Below are 16,680 nucleotides of genomic sequence, written 5' to 3' on the forward strand. Positions count from 1 at the left end.
AGATCAATCTATATCTCCACGAGAAGCACAGGGTTATGCATTGAATATTACAAAGGGATTTGAGAAAGTAATAGAGCAAGCTGCAAGGGATAGCGAAATATCAACGCATCGATTGGATATTGATTTTATGGAAATACAGAAAGAAGTTACAGGAAAAATCATGAGTGGTAAATTTGATGAGATTTCAGGGATTTTAAAATCGTATGTAGAGAAAGCATGTCCTGATGAAGAAGCTGGTAAATTAAGTCCGAAAAAATTTGAAAAGTTTATAGCTCAATTTAATAAGGGTCTGCTAAATCAATCAATAGAGCAGGTATTACACAATGGAGATGATACATTAGAAGTTGATGGTGTAAAGCAAATGAGTTTAGAGCCTCAAAGTTATTTAAGTAATGCTTCAGTTCACAGCCATTCAGAAGTATCAACTTGTCTTTCTGATATAGGAGTAATTAAGCTTGTGAATAACCTCAGTAGGTAGATTAAAATATGAGAGATGGAGCTATAATATGCCAAGTAGTGGAAAATTTAAAGTGAAGGTAGCCAAAATAATTAGGGATACCAGACCAAGTTTGATGGTCCTAATACTAAAATGGATGAAGTAGACATTAAATGCTAAGTGGTTAATGTGTTTTCCATATTGAACTTACAGCACGTAACTTTGATATAGAAGTTTGGGTAACGTTATGATAGTAATTTATATAATTCTATGTGTAATCTTTATAGCTGTTTTAGACAGTTCACTAGATTCTTAATTAGGGGATATGTCTAACTTAGAAAAGGTTTTCATAAATGTTAAAGTGAATAAGTAGGAGTATTATGTTTTTTCTTTGAGTTGTGAAATTTCAGAATGAGAAAGACCGGTAATTTGAGCTATAACATCTATAGAGATACCGGCCTTGAGTGAGTTTTTTGCAACTTCAATTTTACCTTTTTGATGGCCGATTTGGATGCCTCTTTCTTCTCCAACCCTAAGGCCCTCATCAAATTTTTGAGCGAAAGCAGCAATCTCATCCATTATACGTTTTTTCATTTGTTCATATGCTAGTAACTCTTCTTCTGACCAATTAAACTTATTCATCTCTTCATAAGCTCGTTTTATTATTACGTCACTACCAACTATCTTATCTAGATCCTCTTCCCTTGTTTCTGCTGCATATCGAAAAAAGTAACACCATTTTTCTACTATATTTTCTAGTTGGTCTTCTTTTGTCTTTGTAAATTTTGGTAGTTCTATAAATACGAAGTAAAAATCCTTTAAGTCATGTTCAAAGCTATTTTGATCTAAAATGACGTGATTAGATTTGTACTCAGCCTTATCTGGAAAAATAATACAATCAGCAACAGCTATGAAGATAATTTCCTTAAGATTATGATAATTATCACCTTGATCTGCTTGACTTGAGTAGGCTTTAGCAGCATAGTATTGAGCACGCTTTTCGAAGCCTTTGGTCTTAGTGAACTGCATTTCTATAATATATCTTGAACCTTGAGAGTCTCTACAAAGAACATCGACAATACTTTGCTTTTTAGCGGCAATTTCAGGGTCTAAAATGGTAGCTAAGAATTCAACATCGTGAATAGCAGCTAAGCCAGTAAAGCCTAAAATATCGTTCAAGAAATGAATGAGGATATCTTTATTCTTCTCGGTGCCAAATATTCTTTTGAAGGCATAATCGTTGCGTGCATCAAGAAATTTAGAAAAAGCCATGATGAATTAACCTAGAAAGCATTAATAATTATACACAATTGTGAAGAAATATTCAACTAAAATTCAAACATAGAAAGAAGCATCCCTTTTGTATATCTTTATTTGGTAGTATTAACCTATATAATATCTATTTCTGTATGGCAAAGCATACTACTGTTTCTATAAGGTACCAAATAGCGCAAAAAGTAAGGAGCTGGAGATTAAAGCGAGGATATACTCAAAAAGGTTTAGCAAAAAAAATCGGAACAACATATCAGGTAATATTGCAATATGAAAAAGGAACACGTAGAATTTCAATTAAGAAGTTATATGAATTAGCAGAAGCATTATCAACAACTGCTAGAGATTTAGCTTGCGGACAAGAAGTATCAAATGAGGAAAAGTACGAGGGAGAAGAGGTATTAAATCTAGTAAGAAGACATAGAGAGATTAAGGATCAAGAATTACGCGAAACGTTTTATTTATTAACTAAATTCATCCGTATTAGTGAGGAAGAAAGTGGAAAGGCGGTAAAGATAGAAGTAGCAAAGGGTTTAGTTAAGGAAGGAGTTTCTACTCATGTTATCTCTCGAACAACTAATTTATCTATTGGTGAATATGATAATGATGAAAAAAAAATTTCTATTCCGTATAAAGTAGGTCGAAGAATAAAAGAATGGAGGTTGAGAAGAGGATACACACAAGAAGATTTAGCAAGTAAAGTGGGCATAATAAATCAAAGAATATATGAATATGAACAAGGACGAGCTGCTGTTTCACTTGAAATGTTAGATGAAATAGCAAAGGTACTATCAATTAGTGTTACAGATCTACTTCCAGAAACGACAGAAAATGAGAATAGTGAAGTGGAACTATCAAGGTCAATAGAAGAATACAAAAAGATTAAAAGCCAAGAACTACGTGATGTACTAATAAAATCTCTGTTTGAAAGCATACAAATTTGCAAAAAGAAAGTTAAGAAAGTAGAAAAGATGAAAATTGCAAAGAATTTAGTTAAGGAAGGAATTTCTATCAATATTATTTTAAAAACAGTAGGCATCTCTTTAGACGAAATTCAACAAATTTAAAATAAAAAAATCAATATCTATTAATATTTTTACTTTTTGATAAAAAAATAAGTAAAAAAGATTGAAAAATTGATTTGACTTCACTCAAAAGCTATGGCTTTATGCCAATGCTGATAAAAAACAGCAGTAAATAATTAAAAACAATTTGTTATTAACGAGGAGTATATTTTATGAATAATAGTGAAAAACTTACAGAAGAAATAGAGAGAGTATTACAGAGTGGAGGAGGAAGTGCTCTATTTGATCGTGAGATAGTGTCAGTGCTTCTAGGAGCAGTTCATGACAGAAAGCAAGCACAAGATGTTACTAAAACTCTAATGGATAACTGCCCAGGAATAGGAGAAATTTTGGGACGAGAAATCGATGATCTGAAAATGATAGAAGGAATGACCGAACATGCAGCTGCAGCAATTGAATGTGTAAAAGAAGCTTATAAAAGAGCACTCAGAGAAGGATTAAAGAGAGGCCCAGTAATGGATAGCCAAGAAAAGCTGATAGAGTATGTAAGGGTAAATATAGGCTTTTCAGCAAAAGAAGCTGTCCTGATAATATACTTGGATAAACAGCACCGTCTGATAAGAGATGAAGTGTATTTTGGTACAATAGATGAAGTACACTTATCTGAAAGGAAAGTGGTAAAAAAGGCGTTATCAATGGAAGCAGCGTCAATAATATTAGCTCATAACCATCCAGGAGGGAGTTTAGAACCATTGTAAGTTAAAAATGTGATATAAAAGAGATAAGAGGGAAAGATAACCCTACTCACTATAGGAATAGGGCTATCACGGGCATGTGCGACCGAAGAGCCATTGGTATTACAACCGTTCAGATCAAGGTACACTAGCCCCATCTCTCGATACGTTTGAATAGTTGCATGGGACATATGTATGCACCCGTTTACAATCTTAAATTAATTAAACTATCGAGGTTATTTATTATGATTACATCTTATCAAAATTTCATTGGAATTGATATCGGAAAATTTAAAAATGTTGCCGCAACTCACAACCAAAAGAGCACTATCAAGTTTGACAATGATGCTACTGGTTGGCAACAGTTGTTTCAAAAATTTTCAGATATCCTACCTAATTCTCTAGTAACTTTGGAAAACACTGGAAAATATGAGCTTGGCTTAGCACATTTTCTTGTTGATAAGAATGTTGCTGTACATCGAGCTAATACTCGCAAAGTAAAAAGCTTTGTCATATCTCATGGAACTTTAGCAAAGTCTGATCAATCAGATGCAAGAGCTCTTGCTCAATATGGATGTGAACGCTATAGTACTCTATCTCTATTTGTGCCTATGTCAAAAGAACAAACAGCCTTAGTTGCACTTTGTCAACGACGTGATGACATTACACAAATGAGAGTTCAAGAGAAATGTAGACTGAAAGCACCTGAAAACGAGCATATAAAAGAAAGTTGCCAAAAAACCATTGACTTTTTTAACGGTCAGATAAATGAGATCAATAATGCAATACAAAAAATCATTGATGAAAATCTAGAGTTACAAAAGCGCCAAAAAATACTTAGAACAGTACCGGGAATAGGTATCAAGTTATCTCAAGATTTTGTATGCCTGATGCCAGAACTTGGCTACTTAAACAAAAAAGAAGTTGCAAGTCTTGCTGGAGTTGCCCCGCATCCAAAAGAAAGCGGTAAAACTATTGGTTACCGAAGGATAACAGGTGGTAGAAGCAATGTTCGTGCAAAGCTTTTTACTGCTGCTATGGCTGCTGCAAAGTCTAAATCTGTACTTGGTGCTTTTTATTCTGATCTCATTGGTAGAGGTAAAAAAAAGATGGTAGCTATAACAGCTCTAATGCGTAAAATTATAGTGATTGCTAATGCAAGACTTAAAGAAGCAGTCAACGTAAATTTTTAAAATCTGCATAGAAAATAGGTTGATGAATATGTGCGCCCACACAAATTTAAAGCACATATTCATCAACCATACGGTCTAAGCAGTGGTAGTTGTTTGATATAAATTTCTTTCTGTAGTAAACTAGGGTTTTTGTTACCAAAAATACATTTTTTAATTGAATAAAAATACAAAGTTATAAACAAGAGTTGTAATAAAACTAAATTCAAAAAATTTAAAAAAACATAGTTGATCTGAGGTACCATGCCAACGGAGGAAGTTATGATTATGATCAGTATATGGTAGTATGTAATTATTACCAAGATATAATGGTAGAAGGAAGAGAAGAGCAGGATCGATATGTTATTAAATTACCTCAATATAGTCAAATATTACAACAAAAAACCTTAAGGTCTCCTATAGAACTTGATCTTAACCTAAAAGTAAAAAATAAAGCAACACTTTATCAAAACGTACCTGATGATATTATCGATCTTACTGCGTTGAACGTGGTAGATGTGGATAATATAAGTACAAAAAAAGGTAAAAGAACCTACTTCAACAAATGTAATAACAGGGAAGTTTCTGATCTTACAGAGAATAGCTTAGAAATAAAGAATGTTACAGTATCGGGTAGTGAAGGTATTAAATGGTCTTTATCTATTGGTTTAGTTGATTACTTTAGTGGCCAGGAGTATCAAAATATTGTATTACAAATGAATAATAAGTTTTATAAAATAAGTAATGCGAATTTAGAGCTTGAGTATGTGGAAGTAAATACTAAACCTTTTAGGTATTATCAACCAGATGAGCAAGGGCTACAGATTTATCATAATCAACCCATTAATGAGAATTATATTGGCTTAGTGGACTTAAAAGGAAAATCTATATTTGATTTTGATATGGAAGCTGTTGATGATAGCTTATTGCTGTTGCATAAGAACAACACGATTGCAAAAGTGGAAAATTGGAATGTTTATCAACCTGCAAGAAAAATGATATTTGCTTTTAATGAGACAATGGTTTCAAATTCAGACTGTATAGCTTTTACTTGCAATTTATGGGATATTATATCGGATTTCAACAAAGCAAAAGAAATTCTATTAAAAGAGCAACTGTTTAATGCCATAAAACAGGATAATACTGATGAAGTCGAAAATTTAGTTAGAAAAATTGCAGATAATATTGATATTAAGAACAAACATGAATTAACATCTTTATATATAGCTACCCAAGAAGGTAGATTAGATGTGGTTAAATTTCTTTTTGATAAAGGATCTGTTAGTGTTGAAGATAAAGATATTCATGGTTATAGCCCTTTACACTGGGCTGCTCAGGAAGGTAAACTAAATATAGCTGAGTTTCTTGTTGATAAAGGTGCTAACATCGAATATAGAAGCAAAGATGGCAGCACACCCGCAGACTTAGCCAAGCAAAAAGGCTATACATATATAGTGAATTTTTTAAAGCAAGCACAATTAGACAAAAAATTGTTAATTGCTGCAGAAAGTGGTGATCTTGATGAAGTTAAGGATCTTGTCAAACAAGGAGCTGACTTGGGAGCTAAAAACAATAATGGTATCATGTTTCTACATTATGCATCTTTAAGTGGTCAAGTAGATGCTGTGAAATATTGTACTGAAAATGGGATTAATTTAGAGGCTAAAGATAATAGTGGAAAAACTCCTTTACATTATGCCTCCGTGAAAGGCCAGGTAGGTGTAGTGGAATATTTTATCAAAAACGGAGCTAATTTAGAGGCTAAAGATATGTTTGATATGACTCCTCTACATTACGCCTCTTGGAATGGTCATGCAGATGTGGTGGAATATCTTATTAAAGAAGGGGCTAATCTAGAAACTAAAGATAGTAATGGTAGAACTCCTTTGCATTATGCTTCCTTGGGTGGTTATTCAGAAGTAGTGGAATACCTTGTCAGAAATGAAGCTAGTTTAGAAGCTCAAGATAAAAGTGGTAAAACACCTTTGGACTTAGCTAATCGAGAAGATTACACAGATATAGTGAAATTTTTAAGGCAAGCCCAATTAGATAGAGAATTGTTGATTGCTGTAAAAAATAATGATCTTGATAAAGTTAAAGGTCTCATTGAAAATGGTGCTAGCTTAGAGGCTAAAGACGAAAATAGTAAAACATCTTTACACTATTTTGCTTATGAGGGTAACTTAAATATATTTGAGTTTCTTGCTAATAAAGGTGCTAACATTGAAGCTAAAGACCTATATGGTTGGACACCTCTATGCTACGCTGTTTATAAGAATAATTCAGATATATTAAAGTTTCTTCTGGATAAAGGTGCAGATATTGAAGCTAAAGATATTAATGATGAAACACCTTTACACATAGCTGTTAAGGACAATAATAACCCTGAAGTAATTAGACTCCTTCTAGATAACGGTGCTAGAATTGAAGCCAAAAACAAGGACGGTTGGACACCTTTGCACTATGCTGCTTACAAGGATAATTTGGATGCATGTAAACTTCTTCTTGAGAGAAACGCTGATGTTGAGGCTAAAAATACATATGATGAAACACCTTTACATGTAGCTGCTGAGAACAGTAATAAATCTAAAGTCACTGTAGAACTTCTTTTGGATACAGGTGCTAATATCAATGCTAAAAACAAGGATGGTTGGGTACCATTGCACTATGCTGCTTACAAAGATAATTTGGATACATGCAAACTTCTTCTCGAGAGAGGTGCTAGTATCGAAGCTAAAACTAATGATGATAGAACACCATTAGATATTGCTAATTATATGAAACATTCTGATGTTGTAGAATATTTGAAAAAAGTTAAGGAAGAAAGAGGAAAACCTGTGCAACGCAGACGTCGTCATCACCATGGGGATCACAATCGTCATCATGGTCACTTATCACGTAAACCACTTGCTATAGATTCAAGTAACCAACCTGAGATAGCAGCAAGTAGTAACACAAGACCATCTTCATGGATAAATGATTTATTTGGTTGGGTAAAGAGCTCTATAGGTGGGTTATTAGGTTCTAGAGCTGCTTTACCTGAGAAAACATTCACTCAAAGTTCAATCTCACAAATTAGTGCACCAATAGATGTAAATGGTACGATAATGTTACTTGATGTGCTTGTTAGAAAGGTTACAGGTCAAAAGTATGTTTCTACAGCAGATCAGTATATATCTCCACTAGAAGCACAGGGATATGCACTCAGTATTACAAAGGGATTTGAGAAAGTAGTAGAGCAAGCTGGATTAAAAAGTGGTGTGTCAACGCATCGATTAAATATTGATTATATGGGAATGCAGAAAGAGATCACTAGAAAAGTCATGAGTGGTAAATTTAATGAAATTTCAGGGATTTTAAAATTGTATGTAGAGAAAGCATGTCCTGATGAAGAAGCTGGTAAATTAAGTCCGAAGAAATTTGAAAAGTTTATAGCTAAATTTAATAAGGGTCTGCTAAATCAATCAATAGAGCAGATATTACACAACAGAGATGGTAGATTAGAAGTTGATGATGCAAAGCAAATGAGTTTAGAGCCTCAAAGTTATTTAAGTAATGCTTCAGTTCACAGCCATTCAAAAGTATCAACTTGTCTTTCTGAGATAGGAGTAACTAAGCTTGGAGTTAATCTCAATAGGTAGGTTATAATATAAGAGGTGGAGCTATAATATGCCAAGTAGTGGAAAATTTAAAGTGAGGGTAGCCAAAATAATTAGGGAAACAACCAGTAGCAAGTTTGATAGTCTTAATGCTAAAATGGATGAAGTAGACATTAAATGCTAAGTGATTAATGTATTTTCCATATTGAACTTACAGCACGTAGCTTTGATATAGAAGTTTGGGTAACGTTATGATAGTAATTTATATAATTCTTTGTGCAATCTTCATAGCTGTTTTAGACAGTTCATTAGACTCTTAGTTAAGGGATATGTCTAACTTAAGAAAGGTTTTCATAAATGTTCGAGTTAATAAGTAGGAATATTATGTTTTTTCCTTGAGTTGCAAGATTTCAGAATGAGAGAGACCGGTAATTTGAGCTATAACATCTATAGAAACACCGGCCTTAAGTGAGTTTTTTGCAACTTCAATTTTACCTTCAATTTTACCTTTTTCATGGCCGATTAGGACGCCTTCTTGTCTACCTTCATGTTTAGCATCATCGAGTTTTTGTTCCAAGATAGCAGCTTCTTTCTGTAAATCCATTACCCTTTCTTCATAAGCTAGGAGATCCTTCTCATTCCAATGAAACTTATCTAACTCATCATATGCTAATTTTATTATTGGTGATTTTTCTGCTATTCTTCTCAAATCTTCATCAGTTGTTTCTTCTGCATATTTAAAGAAAAATAGCCAACGGTCTATTACATTTTCTAGCTGCTCTTCCCTGCTTTTAGGAAACTTTGGCAGCTCAATGAAGATAAATTGAAAATCTTTTAAGTCATGCTCGTTAGTTTTTTCATCTCTTATGGTATGGCTAGATATATAATCAAGCTTATCAGGAAATAAATTACAATTAGAAATAGCAATAAAGAAAACCTTCTTTAAATCAATATACTTACCGCCTTTATCAGCCTGTCTTGAATAAGCCTTAGCAGCGTAAAGTTGAGCGCGTTTTTCAAATCCTTTATCACGAGCGAGTTGCATCTCAATCACGTACCTTGCCCCAGTAGAATCCCTGCACAGGACATCAACAATACTCTGCTTATCAGAAGCAATTTCAGGGTCCATAATGGTGCTAAGGAATTCGACTTCTTGTATAGTATTTATTTCAGTAAACCCTAAAATATCATTCAAAAAATGGATAAGGATATTCTTATTTTTTTCAGTACCGAAGATTTTCTTAAATGTTAAATCTAATTTTGGATCGAGAAACTTCGAAAGAGCCATGACGAATTAACCTAAAAAGCATTAATAATTATACACAATTGTGAAGAAATATTCAACTAAAATTCAAACATAGAAAGAAGTATCCCTTTTGTATATCTTTATTTGGTAGTATTAACCTGTATAATATTTATGGCAAATATCTCAATAAGGCATCAGATAGCACAAAAAGTAAGAAATCGTAGATTAGCAAAGGGGTATACTCAAAAAGATTTAGCAAAAAAAATCGGAACAACATATCAGGTAATACTGCAATATGAAAAAGGAACACGCAGAATTTCAATTAAGAAGTTATATGAGTTAGCAGAAGCATTATCAACAACTGCTAGAGATCTCGCTTGCGGACAAGAAGTATCAAATGAGAAAGGGTATGAGGGAGAAGAGATAGTAAATCTAGTAAGAAGACATAAAGAGATTAAGGGTCAAGAATTACGTGAAACGTTTTATTTATTAACTAAATTCATCCGTATTAGTGAGGAAGAAAGTGGAAAGGCGGTAAAAATAGAAGTAGCAAAGGGTTTGGTTAAGGAAGGAGTTTCTGCTCATGTTATTTCTCAAACGACCAGTTTATCTATTGATGAATATGATGAGAAAAAAATTTCTATTCCGTATAAAGTAGGTCAAAGAATAAAAGAATGGAGGTTGAGAAGAGGATACACTCAAGAAGATTTAGCAAGTAAAGTGGGCATAATAAATCAAAGAATATATGAATATGAACAAGGACGAGCTGCTGTTTCGCTTGAAATGTTAGATAAAATAGCAAAGGTACTATCAATTAGTGTTATAGATCTACTTCCAGAAACGACAGAAAATGAGAATAGTGAAGCAGAGCTATCAAAGTTAATAGAAGAATACAAAAAGATCAAAAGCCAAGAACTACGGCATGTACTAATAAACTCTCTGTTTGAAAGCATACAAGTTTGCAAAGAGAAAGTGAAGAGAGTAGAAAAGATGAAAATTGCAAAGAATTTAGTTAAGGAAGGAATTTCTATCAATATTATTTTAAAAACAGTAGACATCTCTTTGGACGAAATTCAACAAGTTTAAAATAAAGAAATTGTGTCTATTAATATCTTTACCATTTCATAAAAAAAATAAATAAAAAAGATTTAAAAATTGATTTGACTTCACTCAAAAGCTATGGCTTTATGCCAAGACTGCTAAAAAATGGCAGTAAATATATAAAAACATTTTGTTATTAGTGAAGGGTAATTTTTATGAATAATAAGAAAAGTAGTAAAGATCGTAGAGAAGAAATAGAATTCAGAGCATTAGAAAGCAACGGTAAAGCTTTACTTGATCGTGAAGTAATAGAAACGTTTCTAAGTGCAGTGCATGACAGGGAAGAAGCTCGAATTATTGCTAGAAAGCTAATAGATAATTTTGGAATAGGAGGAATTTTAGGTCAGGAAATAGATGACTTGAAAACTATAGAAGGGATAACTGACTCTACAGTAGCAGTAATTTTATGCCTAAAGGAAGCTGCAAAGAGGGTACCAAGAGAAGAGTTAAAGAAAGGACCTGTAATGGATAACTTGGAAACCATCGTAAAATATTTAAGGGTGAGTATTGGTTATTCAGAGGAGGAAAAGATGAAAATAATATATTTTGATCAAAAGTGCCGTTTAAAGGGGGAAGAAGTGTTCACTGGTACAGTGGATAAGGTACCTTTTTACATAAGAGAAGTAACAAGAAAGGCATTAATAAGAAAAGCGACGTCAATAATAATATCGCATAACCACCCAGAAGGAAGGTTAAAGCCATTGTAAGTTAAAAATGTGATATAAAAGAGATAAGAGGGAAAGATAACCCTACTCACTATAGGAATAGGGCTATCACGGGCATGTGCGACCGAAGAGCCATTGGTATTACAACCGTTCAGATCAAGGTACACTAGCCCCATCTCTCGATACGTTTGAATAGTTGCATGGGACATATGTATGCACCCGTTTACAATCTTAAATTAATTAAACTATCGAGGTTATTTATTATGATTACATCTTATCAAAATTTCATTGGAATTGATATCGGAAAATTTAAAAATGTTGCCGCAACTCACAACCAAAAGAGCACTATCAAGTTTGACAATGATGCTACTGGTTGGCAACAGTTGTTTCAAAAATTTTCAGATATCCTACCTAATTCTCTAGTAACTTTGGAAAACACTGGAAAATATGAGCTTGGCTTAGCACATTTTCTTGTTGATAAGAATGTTGCTGTACATCGAGCTAATACTCGCAAAGTAAAAAGCTTTGTCATATCTCATGGAACTTTAGCAAAGTCTGATCAATCAGATGCAAGAGCTCTTGCTCAATATGGATGTGAACGCTATAGTACTCTATCTCTATTTGTGCCTATGTCAAAAGAACAAACAGCCTTAGTTGCACTTTGTCAACGACGTGATGACATTACACAAATGAGAGTTCAAGAGAAATGTAGACTGAAAGCACCTGAAAACGAGCATATAAAAGAAAGTTGCCAAAAAACCATTGACTTTTTTAACGGTCAGATAAATGAGATCAATAATGCAATACAAAAAATCATTGATGAAAATCTAGAGTTACAAAAGCGCCAAAAAATACTTAGAACAGTACCGGGAATAGGTATCAAGTTATCTCAAGATTTTGTATGCCTGATGCCAGAACTTGGCTACTTAAACAAAAAAGAAGTTGCAAGTCTTGCTGGAGTTGCCCCGCATCCAAAAGAAAGCGGTAAAACTATTGGTTACCGAAGGATAACAGGTGGTAGAAGCAATGTTCGTGCAAAGCTTTTTACTGCTGCTATGGCTGCTGCAAAGTCTAAATCTGTACTTGGTGCTTTTTATTCTGATCTCATTGGTAGAGGTAAAAAAAAGATGGTAGCTATAACAGCTCTAATGCGTAAAATTATAGTGATTGCTAATGCAAGACTTAAAGAAGCAGTCAACGTAAATTTTTAAAATCTGCATAGAAAATAGGTTGATGAATATGTGCGCCCACACAAATTTAAAGCACATATTCATCAACCATACGGTCTAAGCAGTGGTAGTTGTTTGATATAAATTTCTTTCTGTAGTAAACTAGGGTTTTTGTTACCAAAAATACATTTTTTAATTGAATAAAAATACAAAGTTATAAACAAGAGTTGTAATAAAACTAAATTCAAAAAATTTAAAAAAACATAGTTGATCTGAAGTTGATTGGTTGCCATTTTGAAGTACGACGAAGAGAAGCTCTGGATTGCTGTAATTGAGAGAGCTATCAAAGATGCAGCAGGAAAAAATCTAGAGCTAAAGAAAGAAGCAATTAAATGGTTTGATTCAGAGTCTTTTGAAACTGTTTGTGAGCTAGCTAATCTCAGCTCTAAACGTATGAAAAGTATGTATGGGGGTTTTATGCAGAGAAAGGAAATAAAAGGATTATTGATTGATAATATTAAGGAGTGTGTACCTTACCTAATTCCAAACGGTAATTTTTATCGAGAGAGGACTTATGTTGGCAACTGTGACGGGGATATGATTACGGTTAAAATAGTGGGTAAAGAAGCTGGAAATTGGCGTAATTTTACTAAAGGAATTAGTGGTGATATTATTGATCTTTGGACTTTAGTTAAAGGTGATATAAATTCCGCTAAGAAGTGGTTAAATACTAAAGAAAACACAACAGAACATAAAATTACATCGTTTTCAGCAAGGCATTACTTGAATGATAAATCACCAATGCCAAAAGATATAATAGGCCCAAGAATTTTAACTCCAGGCGGTCTTTTGGTTATAGGTGGAGCTCCAAAAATAGGAAAAAGTAATTTTCTACTTTCCATGTTAGTACATTTAGCTGCTGGAGTATCATTTCTTGGTATGAAGCCTGCAAGGCCACTTAAGATATTCTATCTACAGAATGAAATGGAATATGATTACATAAGAGAGCGCTTACAGAAGCTAAGAACCAGCAAGAAAACCCTTGATGCAGGGACAGAAAACTTAGTCATCACTCAAAAAATAAAACTAACCTTGAATGTGGAAGAAATAAAAGAAATTATGTCGGAAAATCTCGATGTAAAAACAGTTGATCTTATAGTGATAGACTCTCTTTTTGATTATAGGAGTATGATCTCTTTTTTGCAAAATGGTATTGATGAACTACGCTCTATAACTAACCCTATGGCTGGAGTAATAGTTACACATTATACCAAAAAAGTGTCAACAACCACGTTAAAAAAGAATCCATTTCAAGCATTGAGTGGTGCTAATGTTTTAAGAAGTTTATATACATCTGGAGTAATGATATTTAGGCCAGAAAGGAATACTCTGCAATTGATGTACGAACTTAAAAACGGCAAACCAATACCAACAAAATTCATAAACATGGTTAACGGACGCTGGATAGCCACAGCTTAACCAAATTTCTAAACTTTAAATATATTGGAGATTTTATGGATATCTATTGTGATTTTAATACTGTGGCTTTCAAAAAAAATGGAAATTCTAAATTATCAGAAGAGAAAGAACAGCTAAAAGATCAACTTTTACTAAATATCAGATCTTGTCTTTCATACCTATTACCAAGAGGGATTTTTCGTGGTGATAAGTTTTATGTAGGCAATATACAAGGTGATAAAGGTAAGAGTTTAGTAGTAGAATTAAGTGGCAGTGAAGCTGGCCTATGGCATGATTTTGCAACAGGAGAAGGTGGTGACATTATCGACCTTTGGGCGGGAGTAAATAGAAAAAGTACAAGAATAGAGTTTCCTGAAGTAATGGCTTCTATAGCTGAGTGGCTTGGTCATTTCAAGAATTCAAGTAGTCCAACTGCATATTGGGATTATTACGATGAAAACGGCCAAGCTATTGTTAGAGTCTATCGTTATGATGATAATAATGGAAAGCGATATCTTCCTTTTGATATTAAAAAATCTGACTTTGGTGCACCGAAGATAAGGCCACTCTATAATATTTCAGGTATCTTAAAGTCCGATAAAGTTATTCTGGTTGAAGGAGAAAAATGTGCAGAAGCGCTGATAGAGAAAGGAATAACTGCAACAACAGCAATGTCTGGAGCAAATGCACCTATTGAAAAAACAGATTGGACTCCGCTAAAAGGTAAACACATTATTATATGGCCAGATAATGATGAAGCAGGCAAACGATATGCTGAAAATGCTGCAAAAAAGCTGTTAGATCTTGGAGTTGCATCACTTGCTGTGCTTGAAATTCCTCAAGATAAGCCTGAGAAATGGGATGCCGCTGATTGTGTAAAGGAGGGTATAAGCATTGAAGAATTTTTAGCTTCAACTCCTTTACTTACTATTGATACCCCATCTACTGACATTCCAAATACTTCAAATATGAAAAGTTTAGAAAGATCTACAAAACAGCCGCTTAACATTTTAGACTGGAGTGTGAGTCGTTATTTAGGTTCAGTACCAATACAAAGGTTTCTTGTTGAAGGGTTATTTCCTTTAGGTGTTACCTCAATAGTAGCTGCTATGGGAGATACAGGTAAAGGTATGCTACTCCTTGACTTGGCACTTAAGGTTGCAAGTGATGCAGATCAGATATGTGGTTTTGGTTCCCTTGTTACAGAGCATGGATCAGTGGTGATTTTTTCAGCAGAAGATGATGCAGGTGAGATACACCGTCGTCTTGATCGTCTTGATCCTGGTAGCAAGAGAGCAGAATATCAAAATCGATTATTTATTATACCTATTCCAAATACGGGAGAGCCCTTTTCTATAGTGAAAAGCAACATGCGTGGTAAATGTCCTGAAACTTCAGATAAATTTGAAGACATCTGTAGACAATTAGATAAAGTAAAAGATCTAAAACTAATAGTATTTGATCCACTAGTATCATTTGTCCATGCTAATATAAACTCAGACCCAGAAATGGGATATTACGCAATGGGGTTACTTGCAAACTTAGCAAATGAAACAGGAGCAGCTGTAATTGTAGCACATCATATGAGAAAACCCAAGTGCAGTGAACCGATTACGACTGTGGAACAGGCAAGAGATGCGATAAGAGGTACAACTGCACTTGTTGATGGTGTGAGGTGTTCTTTTGCATTATGGCCTGCTTCAAAAGAGCATCAGAATACTGTGTTTAATACATTAAAGGTTAGTAAAGTTAATAATGCAGTATACCAAGGAGCTATAGTTAAGTCTAATGGAGCAACAGATAGGAATATAAGAACTTACTTACGCTCCTCAACTGGCTTGCTTGAGGATATATCTGAGGAATTTAAGCTTGGAAAATTATCTGATGAATACTTAAAAAAGATACTGATGCAAGCTATTGCAGTGTCAGCAGAAGAAGGTCATCCGTTTACTCATACAGGTGGACCAGGAGTGTTTCAACAACGGCATAGATTACCAGCTGCATTTCATGGTGTTAGTAGGCATAGACTTGAACGTTTAGCACAGGAACTATTAAACGAAAGAAAAATAGTAAAAGGTATGGCTACAAACTCAAAAGAGGATAAATGGCTTGATATCAAAACTGGTTCTTTTGCCAGAGGAGAAGGTAAGTTTAAGCTAGGTGCAGGAAGGTTTGAAATAGGTAACTTCTAAAAAATACTTAAAGCTCACTTATGAAAGTTTTGTGGGTTCATTTTGTCTCTCTGAAAGTAAGGTTTTAAGAACAAAAAATGAATTCCACACAACCAAATTTCCATGATTTCCGGAAAATTTATCAAGATTTGGAAATTAGAGTATATTCACACTTAAACTATTGAAATTCATTGATTTTTAGCCATCTAATATAAGAAATATTACGTTTCCATTTCCAAAAAATTTAGCTAATTTGGTAACACTCAAACCTACTACAGTGGCTAATTTCCACTTTCCGAGAATCTTATATATTATATATATATAAATAATAATAAATGATATAATAATAAACTAATATAAAATACAATAACTATAGTAATGGTTCATAGTAACTTTTGAGCAAAAAGAAAGAAGTTTGGAAAAGTAGTCACTAATAGAAATACAACACAGAGACAAAAATACGAAAAACCTACTATTGCATTTTGAACAACTTGAAAAAAAAGATGAAGGACCTAAAAGTGAAAGACAAAACAATTTATAATAGCGTTTTAAAAAGACTCTATGACCCAAGGCTACAATTATACCACCAAGACCTAAGTTACTCATGTAGGGTAGCTTAAAACTCGATTACGAGG

General features: G+C 33.7%; 12 protein-coding genes. 10 read left to right on the forward strand and 2 right to left on the reverse strand.

Annotation, left to right across the window (positions count from 1 at the left end; translation table 11 throughout):
* The first annotated feature begins 40 nt into the window (after positions 1-40).
* Positions 41-478 carry a latrotoxin-related protein gene (locus OPR43_RS02600; protein WP_265035356.1) on the forward strand — a complete coding sequence of 146 codons (438 nt, stop codon included), beginning with the start codon at positions 41-43 and terminating at the stop codon, positions 476-478.
* A 336-nt stretch (positions 479-814) separates the two neighbouring features.
* Here OPR43_RS02600 and OPR43_RS02605 read toward each other — a convergent pair whose 3' ends face one another.
* Positions 815-1,708 (reverse strand): Rpn family recombination-promoting nuclease/putative transposase, encoded by an 894-nt coding sequence (locus OPR43_RS02605; RefSeq protein ID WP_265035357.1) that lies wholly within the window; start codon positions 1,706-1,708, stop codon positions 815-817.
* A gap of 137 nt (positions 1,709-1,845) precedes the next feature.
* Between OPR43_RS02605 and wmk (OPR43_RS02610) the strand changes: the two genes are divergently transcribed.
* The 4 genes from wmk (OPR43_RS02610) (at position 1,846) to OPR43_RS02625 (ending at position 8,277) form a co-directional block, all read left to right on the forward strand.
* On the forward strand, positions 1,846-2,775 hold the full coding sequence (gene wmk / locus OPR43_RS02610) for a WO male-killing family protein Wmk (RefSeq protein WP_265035358.1): 930 nt from the start codon (positions 1,846-1,848) through the stop codon (positions 2,773-2,775).
* Between the two features lie 170 nt (positions 2,776-2,945).
* The gene (locus tag OPR43_RS02615; RefSeq protein ID WP_265035360.1) at positions 2,946-3,491 is read left to right on the forward strand and encodes a JAB domain-containing protein; all 546 of its coding nucleotides are present in this window, start codon (positions 2,946-2,948) and stop codon (positions 3,489-3,491) included.
* Between the two features lie 221 nt (positions 3,492-3,712).
* On the forward strand, positions 3,713-4,660 hold the full coding sequence (locus tag OPR43_RS02620; protein WP_265029711.1) for an IS110 family RNA-guided transposase: 948 nt from the start codon (positions 3,713-3,715) through the stop codon (positions 4,658-4,660).
* Between the two features lie 275 nt (positions 4,661-4,935).
* Positions 4,936-8,277, forward strand: a complete 3,342-nt coding sequence (locus OPR43_RS02625; RefSeq protein ID WP_265035361.1) for an ankyrin repeat domain-containing protein — start codon at positions 4,936-4,938, stop codon at positions 8,275-8,277.
* A 340-nt stretch (positions 8,278-8,617) separates the two neighbouring features.
* Here OPR43_RS02625 and OPR43_RS02630 read toward each other — a convergent pair whose 3' ends face one another.
* Complete coding sequence (locus tag OPR43_RS02630; RefSeq protein WP_265035362.1) at positions 8,618-9,523, reverse strand: Rpn family recombination-promoting nuclease/putative transposase; 906 nt, start codon at positions 9,521-9,523, stop codon at positions 8,618-8,620.
* 129 nt (positions 9,524-9,652) lie between these two features.
* Between OPR43_RS02630 and wmk (OPR43_RS02635) the strand changes: the two genes are divergently transcribed.
* The 5 genes from wmk (OPR43_RS02635) to OPR43_RS02655 all read left to right on the forward strand — a co-directional run bounded on the left by wmk (OPR43_RS02635) (position 9,653) and on the right by OPR43_RS02655 (position 16,066).
* The gene (gene wmk / locus OPR43_RS02635) at positions 9,653-10,567 is read left to right on the forward strand and encodes a WO male-killing family protein Wmk (RefSeq protein WP_265035363.1); all 915 of its coding nucleotides are present in this window, start codon (positions 9,653-9,655) and stop codon (positions 10,565-10,567) included.
* 170 nt (positions 10,568-10,737) lie between these two features.
* A complete protein-coding gene (locus OPR43_RS02640; RefSeq protein ID WP_265035365.1) occupies positions 10,738-11,289 on the forward strand; it encodes a JAB domain-containing protein in 552 nt (183 codons plus the stop codon).
* 221 nt (positions 11,290-11,510) lie between these two features.
* Positions 11,511-12,458 carry an IS110 family RNA-guided transposase gene (locus tag OPR43_RS02645; RefSeq protein ID WP_265029711.1) on the forward strand — a complete coding sequence of 316 codons (948 nt, stop codon included), beginning with the start codon at positions 11,511-11,513 and terminating at the stop codon, positions 12,456-12,458.
* Positions 12,459-12,710: 252 nt separating this feature from the next.
* Positions 12,711-13,895 carry a helicase RepA family protein gene (locus OPR43_RS02650; RefSeq protein ID WP_265035367.1) on the forward strand — a complete coding sequence of 395 codons (1,185 nt, stop codon included), beginning with the start codon at positions 12,711-12,713 and terminating at the stop codon, positions 13,893-13,895.
* A 35-nt stretch (positions 13,896-13,930) separates the two neighbouring features.
* Positions 13,931-16,066 (forward strand): AAA family ATPase, encoded by a 2,136-nt coding sequence (locus tag OPR43_RS02655; RefSeq protein WP_265035368.1) that lies wholly within the window; start codon positions 13,931-13,933, stop codon positions 16,064-16,066.
* Positions 16,067-16,680: the final 614 nt, after the last annotated feature.

The sequence above is a fragment of the Wolbachia endosymbiont (group A) of Apoderus coryli genome (assembly GCF_947251615.1).
In the GTDB taxonomy this organism is placed as follows: Bacteria; Pseudomonadota; Alphaproteobacteria; order Rickettsiales; family Anaplasmataceae; genus Wolbachia.

Coding starts and splice junctions, on each gene's coding strand:
- OPR43_RS02655 (WP_265035368.1), top strand. CDS start 13,931: ATGGATATCTATTGTGATTTTAATACTGTGGCTTTCAAAAAAAATGGA.
- wmk (WP_265035363.1), top strand. CDS start 9,653: ATGGCAAATATCTCAATAAGGCATCAGATAGCACAAAAAGTAAGAAAT.
- OPR43_RS02640 (WP_265035365.1), top strand. CDS start 10,738: ATGAATAATAAGAAAAGTAGTAAAGATCGTAGAGAAGAAATAGAATTC.
- OPR43_RS02625 (WP_265035361.1), top strand. CDS start 4,936: ATGGTAGTATGTAATTATTACCAAGATATAATGGTAGAAGGAAGAGAA.
- OPR43_RS02605 (WP_265035357.1), bottom strand. CDS start 1,708: ATGGCTTTTTCTAAATTTCTTGATGCACGCAACGATTATGCCTTCAAA.
- OPR43_RS02620 (WP_265029711.1), top strand. CDS start 3,713: ATGATTACATCTTATCAAAATTTCATTGGAATTGATATCGGAAAATTT.
- OPR43_RS02645 (WP_265029711.1), top strand. CDS start 11,511: ATGATTACATCTTATCAAAATTTCATTGGAATTGATATCGGAAAATTT.
- OPR43_RS02615 (WP_265035360.1), top strand. CDS start 2,946: ATGAATAATAGTGAAAAACTTACAGAAGAAATAGAGAGAGTATTACAG.
- OPR43_RS02630 (WP_265035362.1), bottom strand. CDS start 9,523: ATGGCTCTTTCGAAGTTTCTCGATCCAAAATTAGATTTAACATTTAAG.
- wmk (WP_265035358.1), top strand. CDS start 1,846: ATGGCAAAGCATACTACTGTTTCTATAAGGTACCAAATAGCGCAAAAA.